The organism is Streptomyces sp. HUAS 15-9 (assembly GCF_025642155.1).
Taxonomy (GTDB): Bacteria; Actinomycetota; Actinomycetes; order Streptomycetales; family Streptomycetaceae; genus Streptomyces.
In genome coordinates, this window is record NZ_CP106798.1 from 5,878,288 (window position 1) to 5,892,411 (window position 14,124).

Here is a 14,124-nt window from a genome sequence, read left to right on the forward strand (position 1 = left end):
CGGGCGTCATCGGATGAAGGAGAGGCCCGGGTCCCGTGAGGGAGACCCGGGCCTTTTCCGTGCCCCATGGCGAGGTCAACCCCGCACCAACGCAAAGTGAAATATTTCCGAGCGCCAGATGTACAACTCTTTACCCCCCATCTCTGTCGAACTGGCGAACAACGGCTTTTGGCAGACCGTGTGCAATCCCGTGGGGGGAACGCCTTGTCCGTGATCATTCGTCGGTTGTGCGGTGCCTTGCGGGTACGGGGGACGACCGACCTGCTCCTCGTACTCCTGCTCGGCGCCGGCTTCGCCGCGCTACCCGTCTTCGCGCTGCTGCCGTCGGTCGCGGGGTTCGCCGTGGCGTCGGCCGTGACCTATGTCGTGGACGAGGTGCTGCACACCCGGGCGCCCGGCTTCGTCCGCCGGCTCGCGACGCTGCAGCTCAACCGCACCCTGCGGTTCGCGGTCCGCACGGTGATGCTGCTCGCGCTGGCCAGCCGGACCGACGCGCCGGACCGGGTGCTGGTCGTCGCGCTGGCCGTCTTCAGCGCGCACTTCGCGCTGGTGATGCTGTACTCGGCCGCCCACCACGCCATCCGGCTGCGCCGGGTGCTGCCGCTGGTGGTGCGCAACCTCGACCTGAGCGCACTGGACGTCCCACGGCGCCCGCCCGGCATTCTCTACCGGCGCTTCCTGCGCAAGCTGCTCCACCTCGACGTGCCGGCCCACGCGGGACTGCTCGCCGCGCTGGCGGCGGGGGCCTGGTACCCGGCGGGCATCGGCTTCGCGCTGACGACCGGGCTGTCCGTGGCGGCCGTGGCGGCCCTGCTGGGGCAGTACCGCCGGGTCCGCCGGATGCCGGGCAGGGACGAGGTGTTCGCCGAGGTCAACCGGCAACTGGCGGCGTACGGGCCCGAAGTCGCCCTGTACTTCAGCTTCGCCTCCGTGTCCCGGGACTTCATGTACCAGGTCAACATGTGGATCGAGACACTGGAACGGCTCGACCTGCGCCCGGTGATCGTGCTGCGCGAGCGGGCCTCGTTCCGCCATCTGAGCCGCACCTGGATCCCGGTGGTCTGCGTGCCCAAGGCCGACGACCTGGCCGAGCTGGAACTGTCCGGCGTCCGGGTCGTGCTGTATCCCGGCAACGCCGGCAAGAACGTGCACATGCTGCGCGTCGCCGAGGCCAAGCATGTGTTCATCGGCCACGGCGACAGCGACAAGCTCGCCAGCAGCAACCGGGTCAGCAAGGTCTATGACGAGATCTGGGTGGCCGGACGGGCGGGCCGCGACCGCTACCGACGGGTGCGGCACGCCATCAGCGGCGAGGCCATCGTCGAGGTGGGCCGGCCCCAGCTGGCCCCGATCCGGCTGCACGCCGACCACACGCCGGGCCCGCTGCCGACCGTGCTCTACGCCCCCACCTGGGAGGGCTGGAGCGACGACGACTGCCACACCTCGCTGATCCCGATGGGCGTGGCCCTGGTCGAGCGCCTGCTCGCGGAGAACGTGCGCGTCGTCTACAAGCCGCACCCGCTCACCGGCAAGCGCTCGCCCGAGGCGGCCGCGGCCGACCGTGCCGTCCGGGAGTTGCTGCGGGCCGACAACGAGCGGCGCGAGGCCGCGGACGCGGAGGCCGCCGTCACCGCCGCCGCGCCCCGGCTGCGGGAGATCAGAGCCCGGCTCGACGAACTGGCCGGACGGCACGACGGTGACGACGCCCAGCAGATCCGTGACGCGCGGGTCCCCGACCGGGACGGCGCCGCCGAGTGGCGGGAACTGCACGCCGAGTGGCACCGCCTGTACTGGGAGAGCCGGGGCCCGGTCCGGCACCACGTCGTCCTCAAGCAGCTGCCGACGCTCTACGAGTGCTTCAACCAGGCGGACGTCCTCATCAGCGACGTCTCCTCCGTGGTCGCCGACTTCGTCGCCAGTCTCAAGCCGTACGTCCTGACCAACGCCCACGACCTGCCCGACGAGGAGTTCCGCGCCGCGTACACCACCGCCGGGGGCGCCCATCTGCTCGACCGCGCCTGTGAGCGGCTGCCGGAGATCCTGCGCTCGGTCCGCGAGCCGCGGCACGACCCGATGGCCGCGCAGCGCCGCACCCTCAAGGAGTACGTCCTGGGCCCGGACCACCCGACCTCCCTGGAGCGGTTCAACGCGGCCGTCAACGCCCTGGCCGACCGGGCCGCGGTGGAGCGGGAGGCGGACGGCCCGGCGGGCGCCGCGGACCTGGTGTTCCCGCAGCAGCGGACGGCCCCCGCCGGCGACGTGCCCCGGGACCCGACCGGCCTGGTCGGCTGAGCGGCGTACACAGCACGGGAGTAGCGGGCCGGCGTCCTCGGGCCGGCCCGGTGCTCCCGTGCGCGTGCGATCAACCGTTGGCGAGCGCGACCACCCGGTCGAGGGCCCCGTTGAACTTGTCGTGGTCGCCGACCGTCGGTCCGGAGGAGGTGTACTGCCACATCGTGTAGTACGACCAACCGGCGGGCAGCGTCCCGGGGTCCGAGGCGTACCGGGCGATCCACAGCGGGTGGTTCGACGCGAAGCCGCCGTAGTTGCCGGTGCACTGGGTCCACCAGCTGGTGGCCGTGTAGATCACGGCGTCCCGGCCGGTGCGCGACTTGTACGTGTTCAGGAAGTCGGCGATCCAGCTCACCATCCCGGCGGCCGACTTCCCGTAGCAGGCGGCGCCGTACGGGTTCCACTCGATGTCCAGGGTGCCGGGGAGGGTCTTGCCGTCCCTGGACCAGCCGCCGCCGTGGTTGACGAAGTAGTTGGCCTGGGTCGCGCCGCTGGTCGTGTCCGGGGTGGCGAAGTGGTACGCCCCGCGGATCATGCCGACGTTGTAGGAGCCGTTGTACTGCTGGGCGAAGTACGGGTTCGTGTAGTACGTGCCTTCCGTCGTCTTGGTGTAGGCCCAGCGGACCCCGCTGTTCCACAGCGTGGACCAGGCGACGTTGCCCTGGTAGCCGGAGACGTCGACGCCCTCGGTCTGGGCGACGTCAGCGGTGTCGGGCGTGCGGCTCCTGCCGTCGTGGGCCAGGACGCCCATGCCCATGTACGCCGAGCCGCGCGTGGGGGTGGTCGCGGCGTCGGCGGTGGAGAGCGGGAGGGTGAGGGAGAGCGCCGCCAGGAGCACGGCCGGCAGGGCCGTGAGTGGGCGCGGGCGGATGGGACCGGGTCTGTGCACGCGCATGACGTGCCTCCGAGGGTGGGGTGGGGGGACCCCGAAGACGGGGTGGGGGACCCCGAGGACGGGGTGGGGAGATGGGGGGACCACGGATGACCCACTGGCGTGGGCATGCCATTAGTTGCCTGTTAATGAAACTACGCACGTAGACGGGCAGGTGGAAAGGGGGTTCGGAGGCTGCCGTTGGTCTACGCCTGCGAAATACTGACGGAGCTGCGGCAACGGCGGCGTATGGCAGAAACTTTCAGGACCGCGAAACCGATCAGGGGTGCTGACGTGCACGAGGACGGAAACGGCGACGGACGTCACGTCGCCGGCCAGGTGACACCCAGTGGTGCAGACCAGGAGTTCCTGGCGCTGGAACGCGAGTTGACGGTGTTGCTGCGGCGGGCCCGCGCCAATCAGGGCGAGATGGCCCGTGAGGTCCACCCCGACCTGGAGTCCGCCGCGTACGGCCTCCTGGTCCGCCTCGACGAACACGGCGGCCAGCGCGCCACGGAGCTCGCCGGCTACATCGGCGTCGGCAAGGCCACCATGTCCCGCCAGCTGCGCGCCCTGGAGGAGCTCGGCCTGGTCGCCCGCGAGCCGGACCCCGCGGACGGGCGTGCCTGGCTGGTGGCCCTCACCGCCGAGGGCCGCGGCCGCGTCGGCAGGGTCCGCGAGGCCCGCCGCGCCCGCTACGTCAGCCAGCTCGCCCACTGGGACCGGCAGGAGGTCGCGGAACTGGCGCGACTGCTGCACGAGTTGAACGGCGTCATGGACAAGTAGGGCGAAGAGTGGCGCATCCCGGCGGGGCGGCGCCGGAGTCGTGTCTCACAGCTCCACGTACACGACCGTCGCGTCGTCGTGCGTCTTGCTCCGCCGCAGGAACGCCCGCTCCTCCCGGTCCGCCTCCTCCAGCGCCCGTACGCGCTCCACCAGCACCCGCGCGCCCTCCTTGCGTACGACGGTGAAGCAGTCCGGCCAGTCGCCCTCACGGAACTTCTCCACCCAGCGGGTCGCTCCGTCGGTGAGGGCGGCCAGGGCGCGGACCCCGTCGCGCGGGAGCGTGCCCGTGACCGCCCGGGAGGCGACCGAGGGGTCGGCGGCCGCCGTGAAGAAGCCGCCCTCCTTGTTGCGGACCGTGGCGTCGGCGACGGCGTCGCTGACCAGGGACGCGCGGGGCAGCCGGGAGAGACGGTCGTCCAGGACGGGGGTGACCGTGCCGTCGGGGGACTCCAGGAGGAGGGTGGAGTCGGAGAGGACCAGGTACTCGACCGTGTCGGTGGACCAGCGGGCCAGGACCACCGTGGCCTGGGGTGTGCGCGGGTGAGAAAGGTCACAGGTGGCCGCGTGGGTCTCCGCGGTGCGGGCGATCGCCGCGAAAAGAATCTCCGCCAGTGTCAGATCTCGGTCGGAAACGGTCAGTCCGGTCAGGGCGCCGCCGAGTCGCGCGGTGAACCAGGGGACCGAATGGAGACAGCCCGTACCGCTGTCCGGCGGGGTCACCCCGTCCAGGACGATCACGCAGCCCCCCTGCCCGGAGGCCGGTAGTCCGACACCGGCGAAGTCCTCGTTGGGGCGGTCCGCGCTGCCGGGCTCCGATACGACTTCAGTACGCATTCGGCCAGTCTGCACGAGGCCTTCACAGTGTTCGCCAAAGGCTGGCAAGGGTCCCGGAATTGACACGGCGGCGCAGGTCAGGCGCCTGGTTTGGGCGGGAATGACGCACTCCGGGAAGGCGTGTCGGCGAATCCTGTCAAAGCCCGCGGCCCGCGTCCAACCGGCCCGCCGGTCATCGCCCCCGCACCCGCCGCGGCAACTTGCCCGCCAACTCCCCTCCGATGTTCACTCCTTCGGGTGGCCGGTCAGGTGATGCACGACCACTGCCCACCGGCGCTGGGAGGGTCGGGGACCAATGGGGGCGTCCCGCGCGCGAGCCGAAGCCGAAGCCGAGCGTGGTGGAGGGTGAACGCATTGCTCGGCACCGGAACGACAGGGTGCCACCCGGGCCCATGGGTAGACGAGTTCAGGAATGCGAGCATCGGTGCAGAAGAAGCGGTCTCGGGGCACAGCCAGGCAGACGGCCTCCGAAGGGGGCGCCGAGCGCACTCCCGTCGGCACCGGACGCCCGACCCACGTACGCAACCGGCTGATCGTCGCGGTGGCCGTGGTGGCCGCCGCCATCGCCGGGGCCGGAGCCCCGTCCGTGCTGGCCGCCTCCGGGCAGCTGAGTGACTCCCAGGACCTGGTGACCCTCGCCGGGCGCACCCAGGACGCGCTCGCCCTCGCCCACTCGCTGGCCGACGAGCGCGACGAGGTCACCTCCTACGTCGCGGCCGGCCGCCCCAAGTCCAAGGCGCCCTCCGAGCAGCGCAGCGCGCGGGTCGACCGGCAGGTGGAGGATCTGCGCGCCGACACTGACACGCCCGACTCGCTGCGCTCGGACCTGGACGGCATCGCGGCCGTGCGCAGGGCCGCGCTCACCGGCAAGAGCACGGCGCTTCAGGCGCACCAGGCCTACTCGGCCGCGATCAACGAGCTGCACCGGCTGGCCGGGGACCTGGCCGAGCAGATGCCTCCACGGGCCGGCGCCGGCGCGTACGCGCTCGCCGAGCTGGACTCCGCCGTTCAGCAGTCCGCCTCCGCCCGCGGCCTGCTCCTCGCGGCCCTCAGCGTGCCGAGTACCACCCAGACGGTCACCGACCCCCTCACGGGCCTGCCCAGCACGACGTCCACCATCTCCGCGGCCGACAAGAAGCAGCGCGACGCCCTCAGCGCCGCCGCCCAGCAGGCCCGGCTGCGCTCCGACGCGGCCCTCGCCGACTTCCGCGACGACGCGCCCAAGTCCGCGGTCGACTCGTACGACTCGACGGTCACCGGCCCCGAGGTGAACTCCGCCGAGAAGTACCTCGCCCAGCTCACCGACCAGCCGACGCTCTCCGACAGCGACCTCGGTGTCGGCGCCAAGAAGCTGGACGCCGCCCTGTCCGCCCGCGTCGACCAGATGCGCGGCGCCGAGGCCGCCCTCTACGACCACCGCACCAAGGATCTCGCCCAGCTGCGCGACGACGACGTCACCGCGTGGGAGATCCGCATCGCCGTCCTGGGCGCGCTGATGCTGGTCGCCGTCGGCATCGCGACCGCCATGGCCCGCACCCTGACCCGCCCGCTGTCGGTGCTGCGGCGGGGCTCGGCCCGGCTGGCCGAGTCGGAGAACCCGGCCGCCGAGGAACCCGTCAAGTTCACCGGCCGCAACGACGAGTTCGCCCAGGTCGTCCGCTCCGTCAACGCTCTGCACGCGCACGCCGCCGCCCTCCACGAGCGCATCGCCACGCTCGAGTCCGACCGCAAGCACCTGGTCGGCCAGCGCCAGAAGATGGCCGACGCCCGCGAGGAGCTGCGCACCGAACTCGGCGACGCGGCGGCCCAGCTGGCACGGCTGCGGGCCAGCATCGGCGGCACCTTCGTCAATCTGGCCCTGCGCACCCTCGGCCTCGTCGAGCGGCAGCTGGCGGTCATCGAGGGCCTGGAGGAGCGTGAGCAGGACCCCGAGCGCCTCGCCACGCTCTTCAAGCTCGACCACTTCGCCACGGTCATGCGTCGGCACAGCGAGAACCTGCTGGTCCTCGCCGGTACCGAGCACGTCCAGCAGCACCACGGGCCGGTCCCGCTGGTGGACGTCGTACGGGCGGCGGTCAGCGAGATCGAGCGCTACGACCGGGTCCGTATCGCGGCGCTCCCGCCGCACGCGCACGTGGCGGGTTTCGCCGCCGACGACCTCTCCCATCTGCTGGCCGAGCTCATGGAGAACGCCACCTCGTTCTCCCCGCCCGATGTGCACGTCGAGGTCTCCGGCTGGCTGCTGGAGAGCGGCGAGGTCATGCTCTCCGTGCAGGACGAGGGCATCGGCCTGACCGGCGAGCGCCTGGCCCGCTTCAACTCCCGGCTCGCCGACTTCGACCCGGAGTCCCCGTACGAGCAGGAGGGCGAGGAAGGCCTGGGCCTCGGCCTGTACGTCGTCGCCCGCCTCGCCCACCGTCACGGCGCCCGTGTCCAGCTGCGCGAGCAGAAGCAGGGCGGCACCGCGGCGGTCGTGGTCCTCCCCGGCGCGCTGCTGGCCCAGGCCCCGGCCACGGCGGTCCCGCCGACCGAGACCGTGCCCGGCGGCACCCACACCTTCTCCCTGCCCGGCGCGGACGCCGAGGTCAACTCCAACGTCCTGCACGGCCGCGCGAAGGTCACCGATCCACTGGCGCCCCTGGCGGAACAGCCCACACGAGCCACGCCAGACGAGAGCCCGGCCCTGGCCGGTGGCTCGGCTGAGACTCCGGCGGGGGCTTTCGCCGAATTCCCGGCTGGGGTTTCGGGCGAGGCTCCGTTGCAGACTTCCGCTGAGGCTGCGGCTGGGGTTTCCGGCGAGACTGCGGCTGGGGCTGTCGCTGGGTCCCCGGCAGGGGCTTTCGGCGGGGTCCCGTCCCGGACGCCGGCCGAGGCTTTCGCCGAGGATCCGGCTGGAACTTCCGCCGAGTCCTCGGCTGGGGTTTCGGGCGAGGCTCCGTTGCAGACTTCCGCTGAGGCTGGCGCTTTCGCCGAGGCTCCGACCGGGGCTTCCGCTGAGACTCCGGCTCGGACGGCCAGCGAGGCTCCGGCCGGGGCTTTCGCCGAGGCCCCGTCCCGGACTTCGGCTGAGACTGCGTCCAGGAATGCCGCCGAGGCCCTAGGCCGGGCTTCTGCCGAGGCCCCGTCCCGGACTTCCGCCGAGATCCCGGCCCGGACTCACGCCGAGATCCCGGTCGAGACTCCCGCCGAGACCACGATGGAGCTGCTGGCCCCGGTGCCCGTCACCGACCCGTACGCCATCGGGCCGGACGCGCACGAGCGGACTCCCGACGAGGCCGCCGTGCCCGCGCCGACGGCGGAAACCGCACCACAGGCGGGAGCCGCGGGACCGGCAGTCACGGCGGAGCCGGCCGCCGACATCGAGGACGAGGTCACCAGCAAGGGCCTCCCCAAGCGAACCCCGAAGATCACCTCCCCGGACCGCGCCCCGCGGCAGCGGACCGGCTCCGTCGACGCCGAAGCCCTCCGGCGGCGTCTTGGCGGCTTCCGTCGGGGGGCGGAAGCGGGCCGCAGGGACGTGGAGGCGGAGATCGCCGAAGAGACGGCCCAGAACGAGCGGCCGGACGCAGCACCAGCACACGCCGGAGATGTCACGGGGGGCACAGTCGAGGAGGCAAGCAGTTGACCGCGCCCAGTACCTTCGGACTGAGCAGTGAGGCCCGCAACCTGCACTGGCTGCTGACGAACCTCGTCGAGGAGGTGCCGGGCATCCAGTCGGTCGCCGTGGTCTCCTCCGACGGCCTCCTCCTGCTCTCCTCGGACCCCGGCCGCATCGCCCAGGCCAGAGAGGCCCGCACCGAGCGCCGGACCGGCCCCCGCGGCTCCTCCGCCGACCTCGCCGCCATCGTCTCCGGCCTCGGCAGCCTCACCGTCGGCGCCGCCCGGCTGATGGACTTCGGCGGGGTCAAGCACACGATGGTCGCGATGGACGAGGGCAGCCTCTTCGTGATGTCGATCAGTGATGGCTCGCTGCTCGGCGTGCACGGCTCCGCGGACTGCGACATGAGCGTCGTGGCGTACCATATGGCGCTCTTCGTCGGGCGGGCCGGCCACGTCCTGACGCCCGAACTCCGCAGCGAGCTCCGAAAATCGATGGAGTCGCCGGTGCCGGGGAGCGCCCGATGAGCGACTTCGCGAAGAAGAAGCTCCCGGTCCGCGGCGGCGACCGCAAGCCCGCCCGGGTCCGCCCCTACTCGCTCACCGGCGGCCGCACCCGCTTCGGCCACGTCCTCCTCGTGGAGACGTTCGTGGCCAGCACGGCCAGCACGGCGGCACTGGAGGGCCCCGAGGGGCGCAAGGAACTGACGAACGGTTCGCTCCACACCCGGGTCATGCCGGAGATGCGGGCCATCGTCGAACTGTGCCGCCGTATGCGTACGGTGGCCGAGATCGCCGCGCTGCTGCAGATGCCGCTCGGCGTGGTCCGCGTCCTCCTGAGCGATCTCGCGGACCAGGGAAAGATCCGTGTGTACGGAACCGGCACCGGCCACGGGGTGGGCCGCCCGGACCGCGCTCTGCTGGAAAGGGTGCTGAGTGGACTCCGTCGTCTCTGACGCCGCTCATGGCGTCGCTCCCCTCGTCGGCCTCGACGAACCCGACCAGGATCTGAGGTCCTGGCAGACGGACCGCACCCGAGCCCCGATAGCCACGAAGATAGTCGTGGCGGGCGGCTTCGGCGTCGGCAAGACGACGCTGGTCACCGCCGTCTCGGAGATCACGCCGCTGCAGACCGAGGCGCTGATGACCGAGGCGAGCGAGGCCACCGACGACCTCACCGCCACGCCCGGCAAGCTCACCACCACCGTGGCCATGGACTTCGGCCGCATCACCCTCGACGACGATCTGGTGCTCTATCTGTTCGGCACGCCGGGTCAGCAGCGGTTCTGGTTCATGTGGGACGACCTGGTGCGCGGCGCGATCGGCGCCGTGGTCCTGGCCGACACCCGCCGCCTCAAGGACTGCTTCCCCGCGCTGGACTACTTCGAGAGCTGCGGACTGCCGTACGTCGTCGCGGTCAACCACTTCGACGGCAGCGAGCTGTTCGAACCGGCGGACGTTCGCGAGGCGTTGACGATCCCGGCGCGCATCCCTGTAATGATCATGGATGCGCGCCGCCGGATCTCGGTGATCGAGACCCTCCTGGCCCTCGTCGCCCACGCGCTCGAGGAAACCCCCGAGTAGCCCCCAAGCCGTAGGAGGCACCACCCGAATGCGCAAGATACTCGTCGTGGGAGCCGGCCAGTCCGGACTCCAGCTCGCCCTCGGACTCCAGTCGCACGGGTACGAGGTCACCCTGATGTCGAACCGGACCGCGGACGAGATCCGCTCCGGCCGGGTCATGTCGACGCAGTGCATGTTCGACACGGCACTGCAGCACGAGCGCGATCTCCAGCTGAACTTCTGGGAGTCCCAGGCCCCGAAGATCGAAGGACTCGGCGTCTCGGTCGCGGCCCCCGGCTCCTGGAGCGAGGGCCCCGCGGCCCGCGCGATCGACTGGGTGGGCAGGCTCGACGGGTTCGCGCAGTCGGTCGACCAGCGGGTGAAGATGGCCGGCTGGATGGAGACCTTCGCCCAGCGCGGCGGCCAGCTGGTCATCCACGGCGCGGCGGTCTCCGACCTCGACTACTTCTCCCGCGCCTACGACCTGGTGCTGATCGCCGCGGGCAAGGGCGAGCTGGTCTCCATGTTCGGCCGGGACGCCGCCCGCTCGCCGTACAGCGAGCCGCAGCGCGCGCTGGCGGTGGCGTACGTCCACGGCCTGGGCCCGCGCCCCGAGCACCCGGAGTACGACGCGGTCCGCTGCAACCTGGTCCCCGGTGTCGGCGAGCTGTTCGTCATGCCGACGCTGACCACGTCGGGCCGCGCGGACATCCTGTTCTGGGAAGGCATCCCCGGTGGTCCGCTGGACGCCTTCAACGGCGTCAAGGACCCGGCCGAGCACCTCTCCCTGACCCTGGAACTCATGGAGAGGTTCACGCCCTGGGAGCATGACCGGACCAAGGGCGTCGAACTGACGGATGCGGGCGGCACCCTCGCCGGCCGTTACGCCCCCACCGTCCGCAACCCCGTCGGCCGCCTCCCGGGCGGCGGCCTCGTGCTGGGTGTCGCGGACGTCGTCGTCGCCAACGACCCGATCACCGGACAGGGCGCCAACTCGGCGTCCAAGTGCGCGGCGTCGTACCTCGCCTCGATCCTCGAGCAGGGCGAGAAGGAGTTCGACGAGGCCTGGATGCGGCAGACGTTCGACCGCTACTGGAACACGGCCCAGCACGTGACCAAGTGGACGAACGCCATGCTGGCCCCGCCGCCGGAGCACATCCTCAACCTGATCGGCGCGGCGGGCGCGCTCCAGCCGGTCGCCGACCGGTTCGCCAACGGCTTCAACGACCCGGCCGACTTCGAGAACTTCTTCTACGAGCCCGAGAAGACGGGCGCCTACCTGGCGTCGCTCACTGGAGCCTGATGCGTCTTTGACCTGCGTTTCGGCCGTCATTGCCTGTCGTCACCTGTCGGTGTCGGCCGCTCTCGGACGGTCCACAGACGGCTCGACCCCGCCCTGCACAAGCAAGAGGAGCACGCCTGCCCGACACGGCGTTGGCTGCAGCAATATGGTGCAGGTGAGCAGATCATCCGAGCAGGTGCAGAACACGACCCGTCTTTGGAACGAGCACCGCCGTGCCCCCTTTCCCGCCAGCCTACGAGGCGCCGAGTTCGGGGGCACGGACATGGTGTTGCTCGACGCGGACATCGCCGGCTGCGTCTTCACGTGGCTGAACAACGGCGGCACTCTCGACCCGGGGCGCAGTCGCATCCTGCAAAGTTGCATCGAGGACCTGGACCGGGTCATGCCTGAGATCACCGATCCCGACGGTACCCAGTACTACCAGCGCTTGCGCCAACTCGCCCTACTCGTAGCAGAGACCTCCTCCGGCCCCAAATGAGATGGTTTCCAAGGAGGAGGGCTACGCGGCCGCGCGCGAGCACGGCATGCATGCGCTGAGGCACTTCTACGCGTCCGCGCTCCTGGACGGCGGTGAGAACGTCAAGGCTGTCGCTCAGTACCTTGGACACAGCAACGCGGCGCTGACGCTGCGGATCTACGCGCACCTCATGCCGAGCAGTCGGGGAGGGTGCCTTACTGAGACGAATCTCTAAAGTAGTCGTCCTCCGTTACTGGAGGCCCCGCAGTAATTGCTTCACGGTATGCCTGATCTGCAAGGTCGACGAATCGCAGTCCCAGGGCATCTCCCTCTTGGGCCTCGGAGAACGCGCGCCATTTCTCTCTTCCTTCAGCCCAGTGGGCACGGGCAACTTCGCCGCGGAAATGGTCCCTGAGATTAGCCAGGGCTGCCCCCTCGCTGGTTCTTCGCAACCGGAGGTCGGTAATCCATGCAGCCATGATCAGGTTGACGAAGAGAATCTTTTTGTATCTTTCGCGTGAAACGGGGATGCGTGGGGGCTCCCAGCAAGTAAGAAGTTCCGGGTCATTCAAAGACCAAAGAATCAGCTCTCTGTGCCACGCGCGCTGCCCTTCCTGGTGCTCGATGCGAACTTGCCTTGCCTGATAGGAGATGGAGGCGACGACGCCTATGAGGGCGGCGGTCGAGACCAAGATTGACAAGCCTCCGTAAGTCTGGCTGATGTTGCTGAGTTTTCCCCAATTAAGTCCTGAGGGTGCCATCCAATTGAGAATGAATGGAGTGATCAGGACTGAGGCTGTGCTGCCGGCCGCAAGAGCAACCCAAGCCGCTATTCTTCGCAGCGCAACTCGTTCCATTAACGCCACTTCGCCCCCTGTCAGGTGCCTGAAGCCTCATGGTGGCGACCAAGTGTCCTGCCAGCAAGACCGCGTCAAGGGCTCGGATTCGCTTCACAGTCCCGTAGCTGGTCCGCAGCGGCGCCGCAACGCGGCCCCGCTGCGGAGGAACTGCGCCTCTCGTGACGAGCGGCCAGGGGCGGCGCGCAGGGCAAGCACGACCGTCTACGACAAGGCCAACGTCCGGCTTGACGGCCCACAGACGGCCCACCACCCCTTGTGTGCCTCTGGCTGAGAAGAAACCACAGGTGAGAAGCCTGTGGGGTTACGGGCCGGTTTCTGCGAGCCCGAGAAGACCGAGGCCTACCTCGCCGCCGTGGCCGGAGCGGCGGCCGGGGCGTAACCCTGGTCGGCGCCCTTCAGGGCACCGCGGGGGAGCCTCGGCGGCGAGTAGCGCGGCAGGGGCTCCCCGCCCGGGTCGGGGCGTACGGCGCCGAGCACCGGGTTGGCCGCGATCGGTGACACCTTGACCTTGGCGCCGGGCCGCGGTGCCTGTACGACCTTGCCGTCGCCGAGGTAGAGGGCGACGTGCGTGGCCTGCGGGAAGTACACGACGAGGTCACCGGGCCGCAGCTCGCGCAGCGGAACGTGCCGCAGCTGGGCCCACTGCTCCTGGCTGGTCCGCGGGATGGGCGTCCCGGCGTGCTCCCAGGCCTGGGAGGTCAGCCCCGAGCAGTCGTACGCCGCCGGGCCCACCGCACCCCACTGGTACGGCTTGCCGAGCTGGGCCACCGCATAGCGAACGGCCTCGTCGCCCTGCTTCGACGGGGCCCGCACGCTGCTGAGGGCACCGGACGCCATGACCTTCCGCTGCGCGCCCGCGATCCCGACGCGCTCGAACTCGGCGAGCGCGGCGAGCTGGTCGCGGCTGAGCGAGGCGAGCATCTCCTCGACGTCGTCGAGCCGCTTGCGCACGTCGTCCCGCTGCTTCTTCTGCCGCTCGGCGAGGCTGAGTTGTCTGTCGAGGGCCTTGCGGGCCTCCCGCGCCAGGTCCTCCTTCTTCTTCTCGCTCCCCACGAGCCGCCCCACCGTCTCGGCCCGTTCCCGTGACAACTGCCCGATCACATGTCCCGCGTCGAGCGCGTGCTGCGGGTCGTCGGCGAGCAGGAGACGTACGTACGAGGAGATCCCGGTGCTGCCCTGGTACTGCTGCCGGGCCAGCCGTCCGGCCGCGCTGCGGCTGCCGAGCAGGGCGAGCCGGGCACGGGCTAGTTCGTCGTCCAGCCGCTCCACCCGGGCGCGCTGTTTCTTCAGCCTCTCCCCGGTGGCGTTGTAGGTCTCGGTGGCCTCTTCGGCCTGCCGGTACAGCCGCTGAAGGTCCGTCAGCAGCTGGGACACCGGGCGCTGCGGGCCGGGCGCGGCCGCCGCGGGGACGGGCGCGAGCATGGCCTGGGCCGCCACAGCGGCCGTGCAAGCCAGGCGCAGAAACCTTTCTGACACGTCGTCACCTCCGGACCGGGGAGGGCGGGCCTTCCGCTTCTCTCCGCACCGTGAGAAATAGACGTGGTGGTGCGACTCGCGCGTC

General features: G+C 70.7%; 12 protein-coding genes and 1 pseudogene. 9 read left to right on the plus strand and 4 right to left on the minus strand.

The features are described from left to right. Positions 1–210: 210 nt before the first annotated feature. Positions 211–2,292, plus strand: a complete 2,082-nt coding sequence (locus tag N8I87_RS27230) for a hypothetical protein (protein WP_263212546.1) — start codon at positions 211–213, stop codon at positions 2,290–2,292. Positions 2,293–2,362: 70 nt separating this feature from the next. Here N8I87_RS27230 and N8I87_RS27235 read toward each other — a convergent pair whose 3' ends face one another. Continuing rightward, positions 2,363–3,187: a lysozyme gene (locus tag N8I87_RS27235; protein ID WP_263212547.1), complete on the minus strand. Its 825-nt coding sequence runs from the start codon at positions 3,185–3,187 to the stop codon at positions 2,363–2,365. Between the two features lie 270 nt (positions 3,188–3,457). On the opposite strand from N8I87_RS27235, the gene N8I87_RS27240 reads away from it, so the two are divergent. Continuing rightward, a complete protein-coding gene (locus tag N8I87_RS27240; RefSeq protein WP_263212550.1) occupies positions 3,458–3,949 on the plus strand; it encodes a MarR family winged helix-turn-helix transcriptional regulator in 492 nt (163 codons plus the stop codon). Positions 3,950–3,994: 45 nt separating this feature from the next. Here the strand turns inward: N8I87_RS27240 and N8I87_RS27245 are convergent, their stop codons facing one another. Further along, entirely contained in the window at positions 3,995–4,783 is a 789-nt protein-coding gene (locus N8I87_RS27245) for a protein phosphatase 2C domain-containing protein (protein ID WP_263212551.1), read from the minus strand. 424 nt (positions 4,784–5,207) lie between these two features. Here N8I87_RS27245 and N8I87_RS27250 point away from each other — a divergent pair, with 424 nt between their 5' ends. From N8I87_RS27250 to N8I87_RS27280, 7 genes and pseudogenes are all read left to right on the plus strand, one after another. Beyond that, entirely contained in the window at positions 5,208–8,408 is a 3,201-nt protein-coding gene (locus tag N8I87_RS27250; RefSeq protein WP_411577390.1) for a sensor histidine kinase, read from the plus strand. Next, positions 8,405–8,908 (plus strand): roadblock/LC7 domain-containing protein, encoded by a 504-nt coding sequence (locus tag N8I87_RS27255; RefSeq protein WP_263212557.1) that lies wholly within the window; start codon positions 8,405–8,407, stop codon positions 8,906–8,908. Before N8I87_RS27250 ends, N8I87_RS27255 begins: the two co-directional genes overlap by 4 nt. Next, on the plus strand, positions 8,905–9,336 hold the full coding sequence (locus tag N8I87_RS27260) for a DUF742 domain-containing protein (protein ID WP_263212559.1): 432 nt from the start codon (positions 8,905–8,907) through the stop codon (positions 9,334–9,336). The genes N8I87_RS27255 and N8I87_RS27260 overlap by 4 nt, the downstream gene beginning before the upstream one ends. Continuing rightward, complete coding sequence (locus N8I87_RS27265; RefSeq protein ID WP_263212561.1) at positions 9,317–9,964, plus strand: GTP-binding protein; 648 nt, start codon at positions 9,317–9,319, stop codon at positions 9,962–9,964. Before N8I87_RS27260 ends, N8I87_RS27265 begins: the two co-directional genes overlap by 20 nt. Positions 9,965–9,992: 28 nt before the next feature. After that, complete coding sequence (locus N8I87_RS27270; protein ID WP_263212563.1) at positions 9,993–11,246, plus strand: styrene monooxygenase/indole monooxygenase family protein; 1,254 nt, start codon at positions 9,993–9,995, stop codon at positions 11,244–11,246. A 145-nt stretch (positions 11,247–11,391) separates the two neighbouring features. After that, a complete protein-coding gene (locus N8I87_RS27275) occupies positions 11,392–11,724 on the plus strand; it encodes a hypothetical protein (protein ID WP_411577293.1) in 333 nt (110 codons plus the stop codon). A 16-nt stretch (positions 11,725–11,740) separates the two neighbouring features. Beyond that, positions 11,741–11,938 (plus strand): annotated as a pseudogene (locus N8I87_RS27280) (tyrosine-type recombinase/integrase); the annotation flags it as partial. On the opposite strand, the gene N8I87_RS27285 reads toward N8I87_RS27280, so the two are convergent. Both N8I87_RS27285 and N8I87_RS27290 read right to left on the minus strand, forming a co-directional pair. Beyond that, on the minus strand, positions 11,919–12,560 hold the full coding sequence (locus N8I87_RS27285; protein WP_317633495.1) for a DUF6082 family protein: 642 nt from the start codon (positions 12,558–12,560) through the stop codon (positions 11,919–11,921). The pseudogene N8I87_RS27280 and the gene N8I87_RS27285 sit on opposite strands and share 20 nt — an antisense overlap. 342 nt (positions 12,561–12,902) lie before the next feature. Beyond that, the gene (locus tag N8I87_RS27290; protein ID WP_263212567.1) at positions 12,903–14,039 is read right to left on the minus strand and encodes a C40 family peptidase; all 1,137 of its coding nucleotides are present in this window, start codon (positions 14,037–14,039) and stop codon (positions 12,903–12,905) included. Between the last annotated feature and the right edge of the window lie 85 nt (positions 14,040–14,124).

Coding starts and splice junctions, on each gene's coding strand:
- N8I87_RS27245 (WP_263212551.1), bottom strand. CDS start 4,783: ATGCGTACTGAAGTCGTATCGGAGCCCGGCAGCGCGGACCGCCCCAAC.
- N8I87_RS27270 (WP_263212563.1), top strand. CDS start 9,993: ATGCGCAAGATACTCGTCGTGGGAGCCGGCCAGTCCGGACTCCAGCTC.
- N8I87_RS27275 (WP_411577293.1), top strand. CDS start 11,392: ATGGTGCAGGTGAGCAGATCATCCGAGCAGGTGCAGAACACGACCCGT.
- N8I87_RS27260 (WP_263212559.1), top strand. CDS start 8,905: ATGAGCGACTTCGCGAAGAAGAAGCTCCCGGTCCGCGGCGGCGACCGC.
- N8I87_RS27235 (WP_263212547.1), bottom strand. CDS start 3,187: ATGCGCGTGCACAGACCCGGTCCCATCCGCCCGCGCCCACTCACGGCC.
- N8I87_RS27285 (WP_317633495.1), bottom strand. CDS start 12,560: ATGGAACGAGTTGCGCTGCGAAGAATAGCGGCTTGGGTTGCTCTTGCG.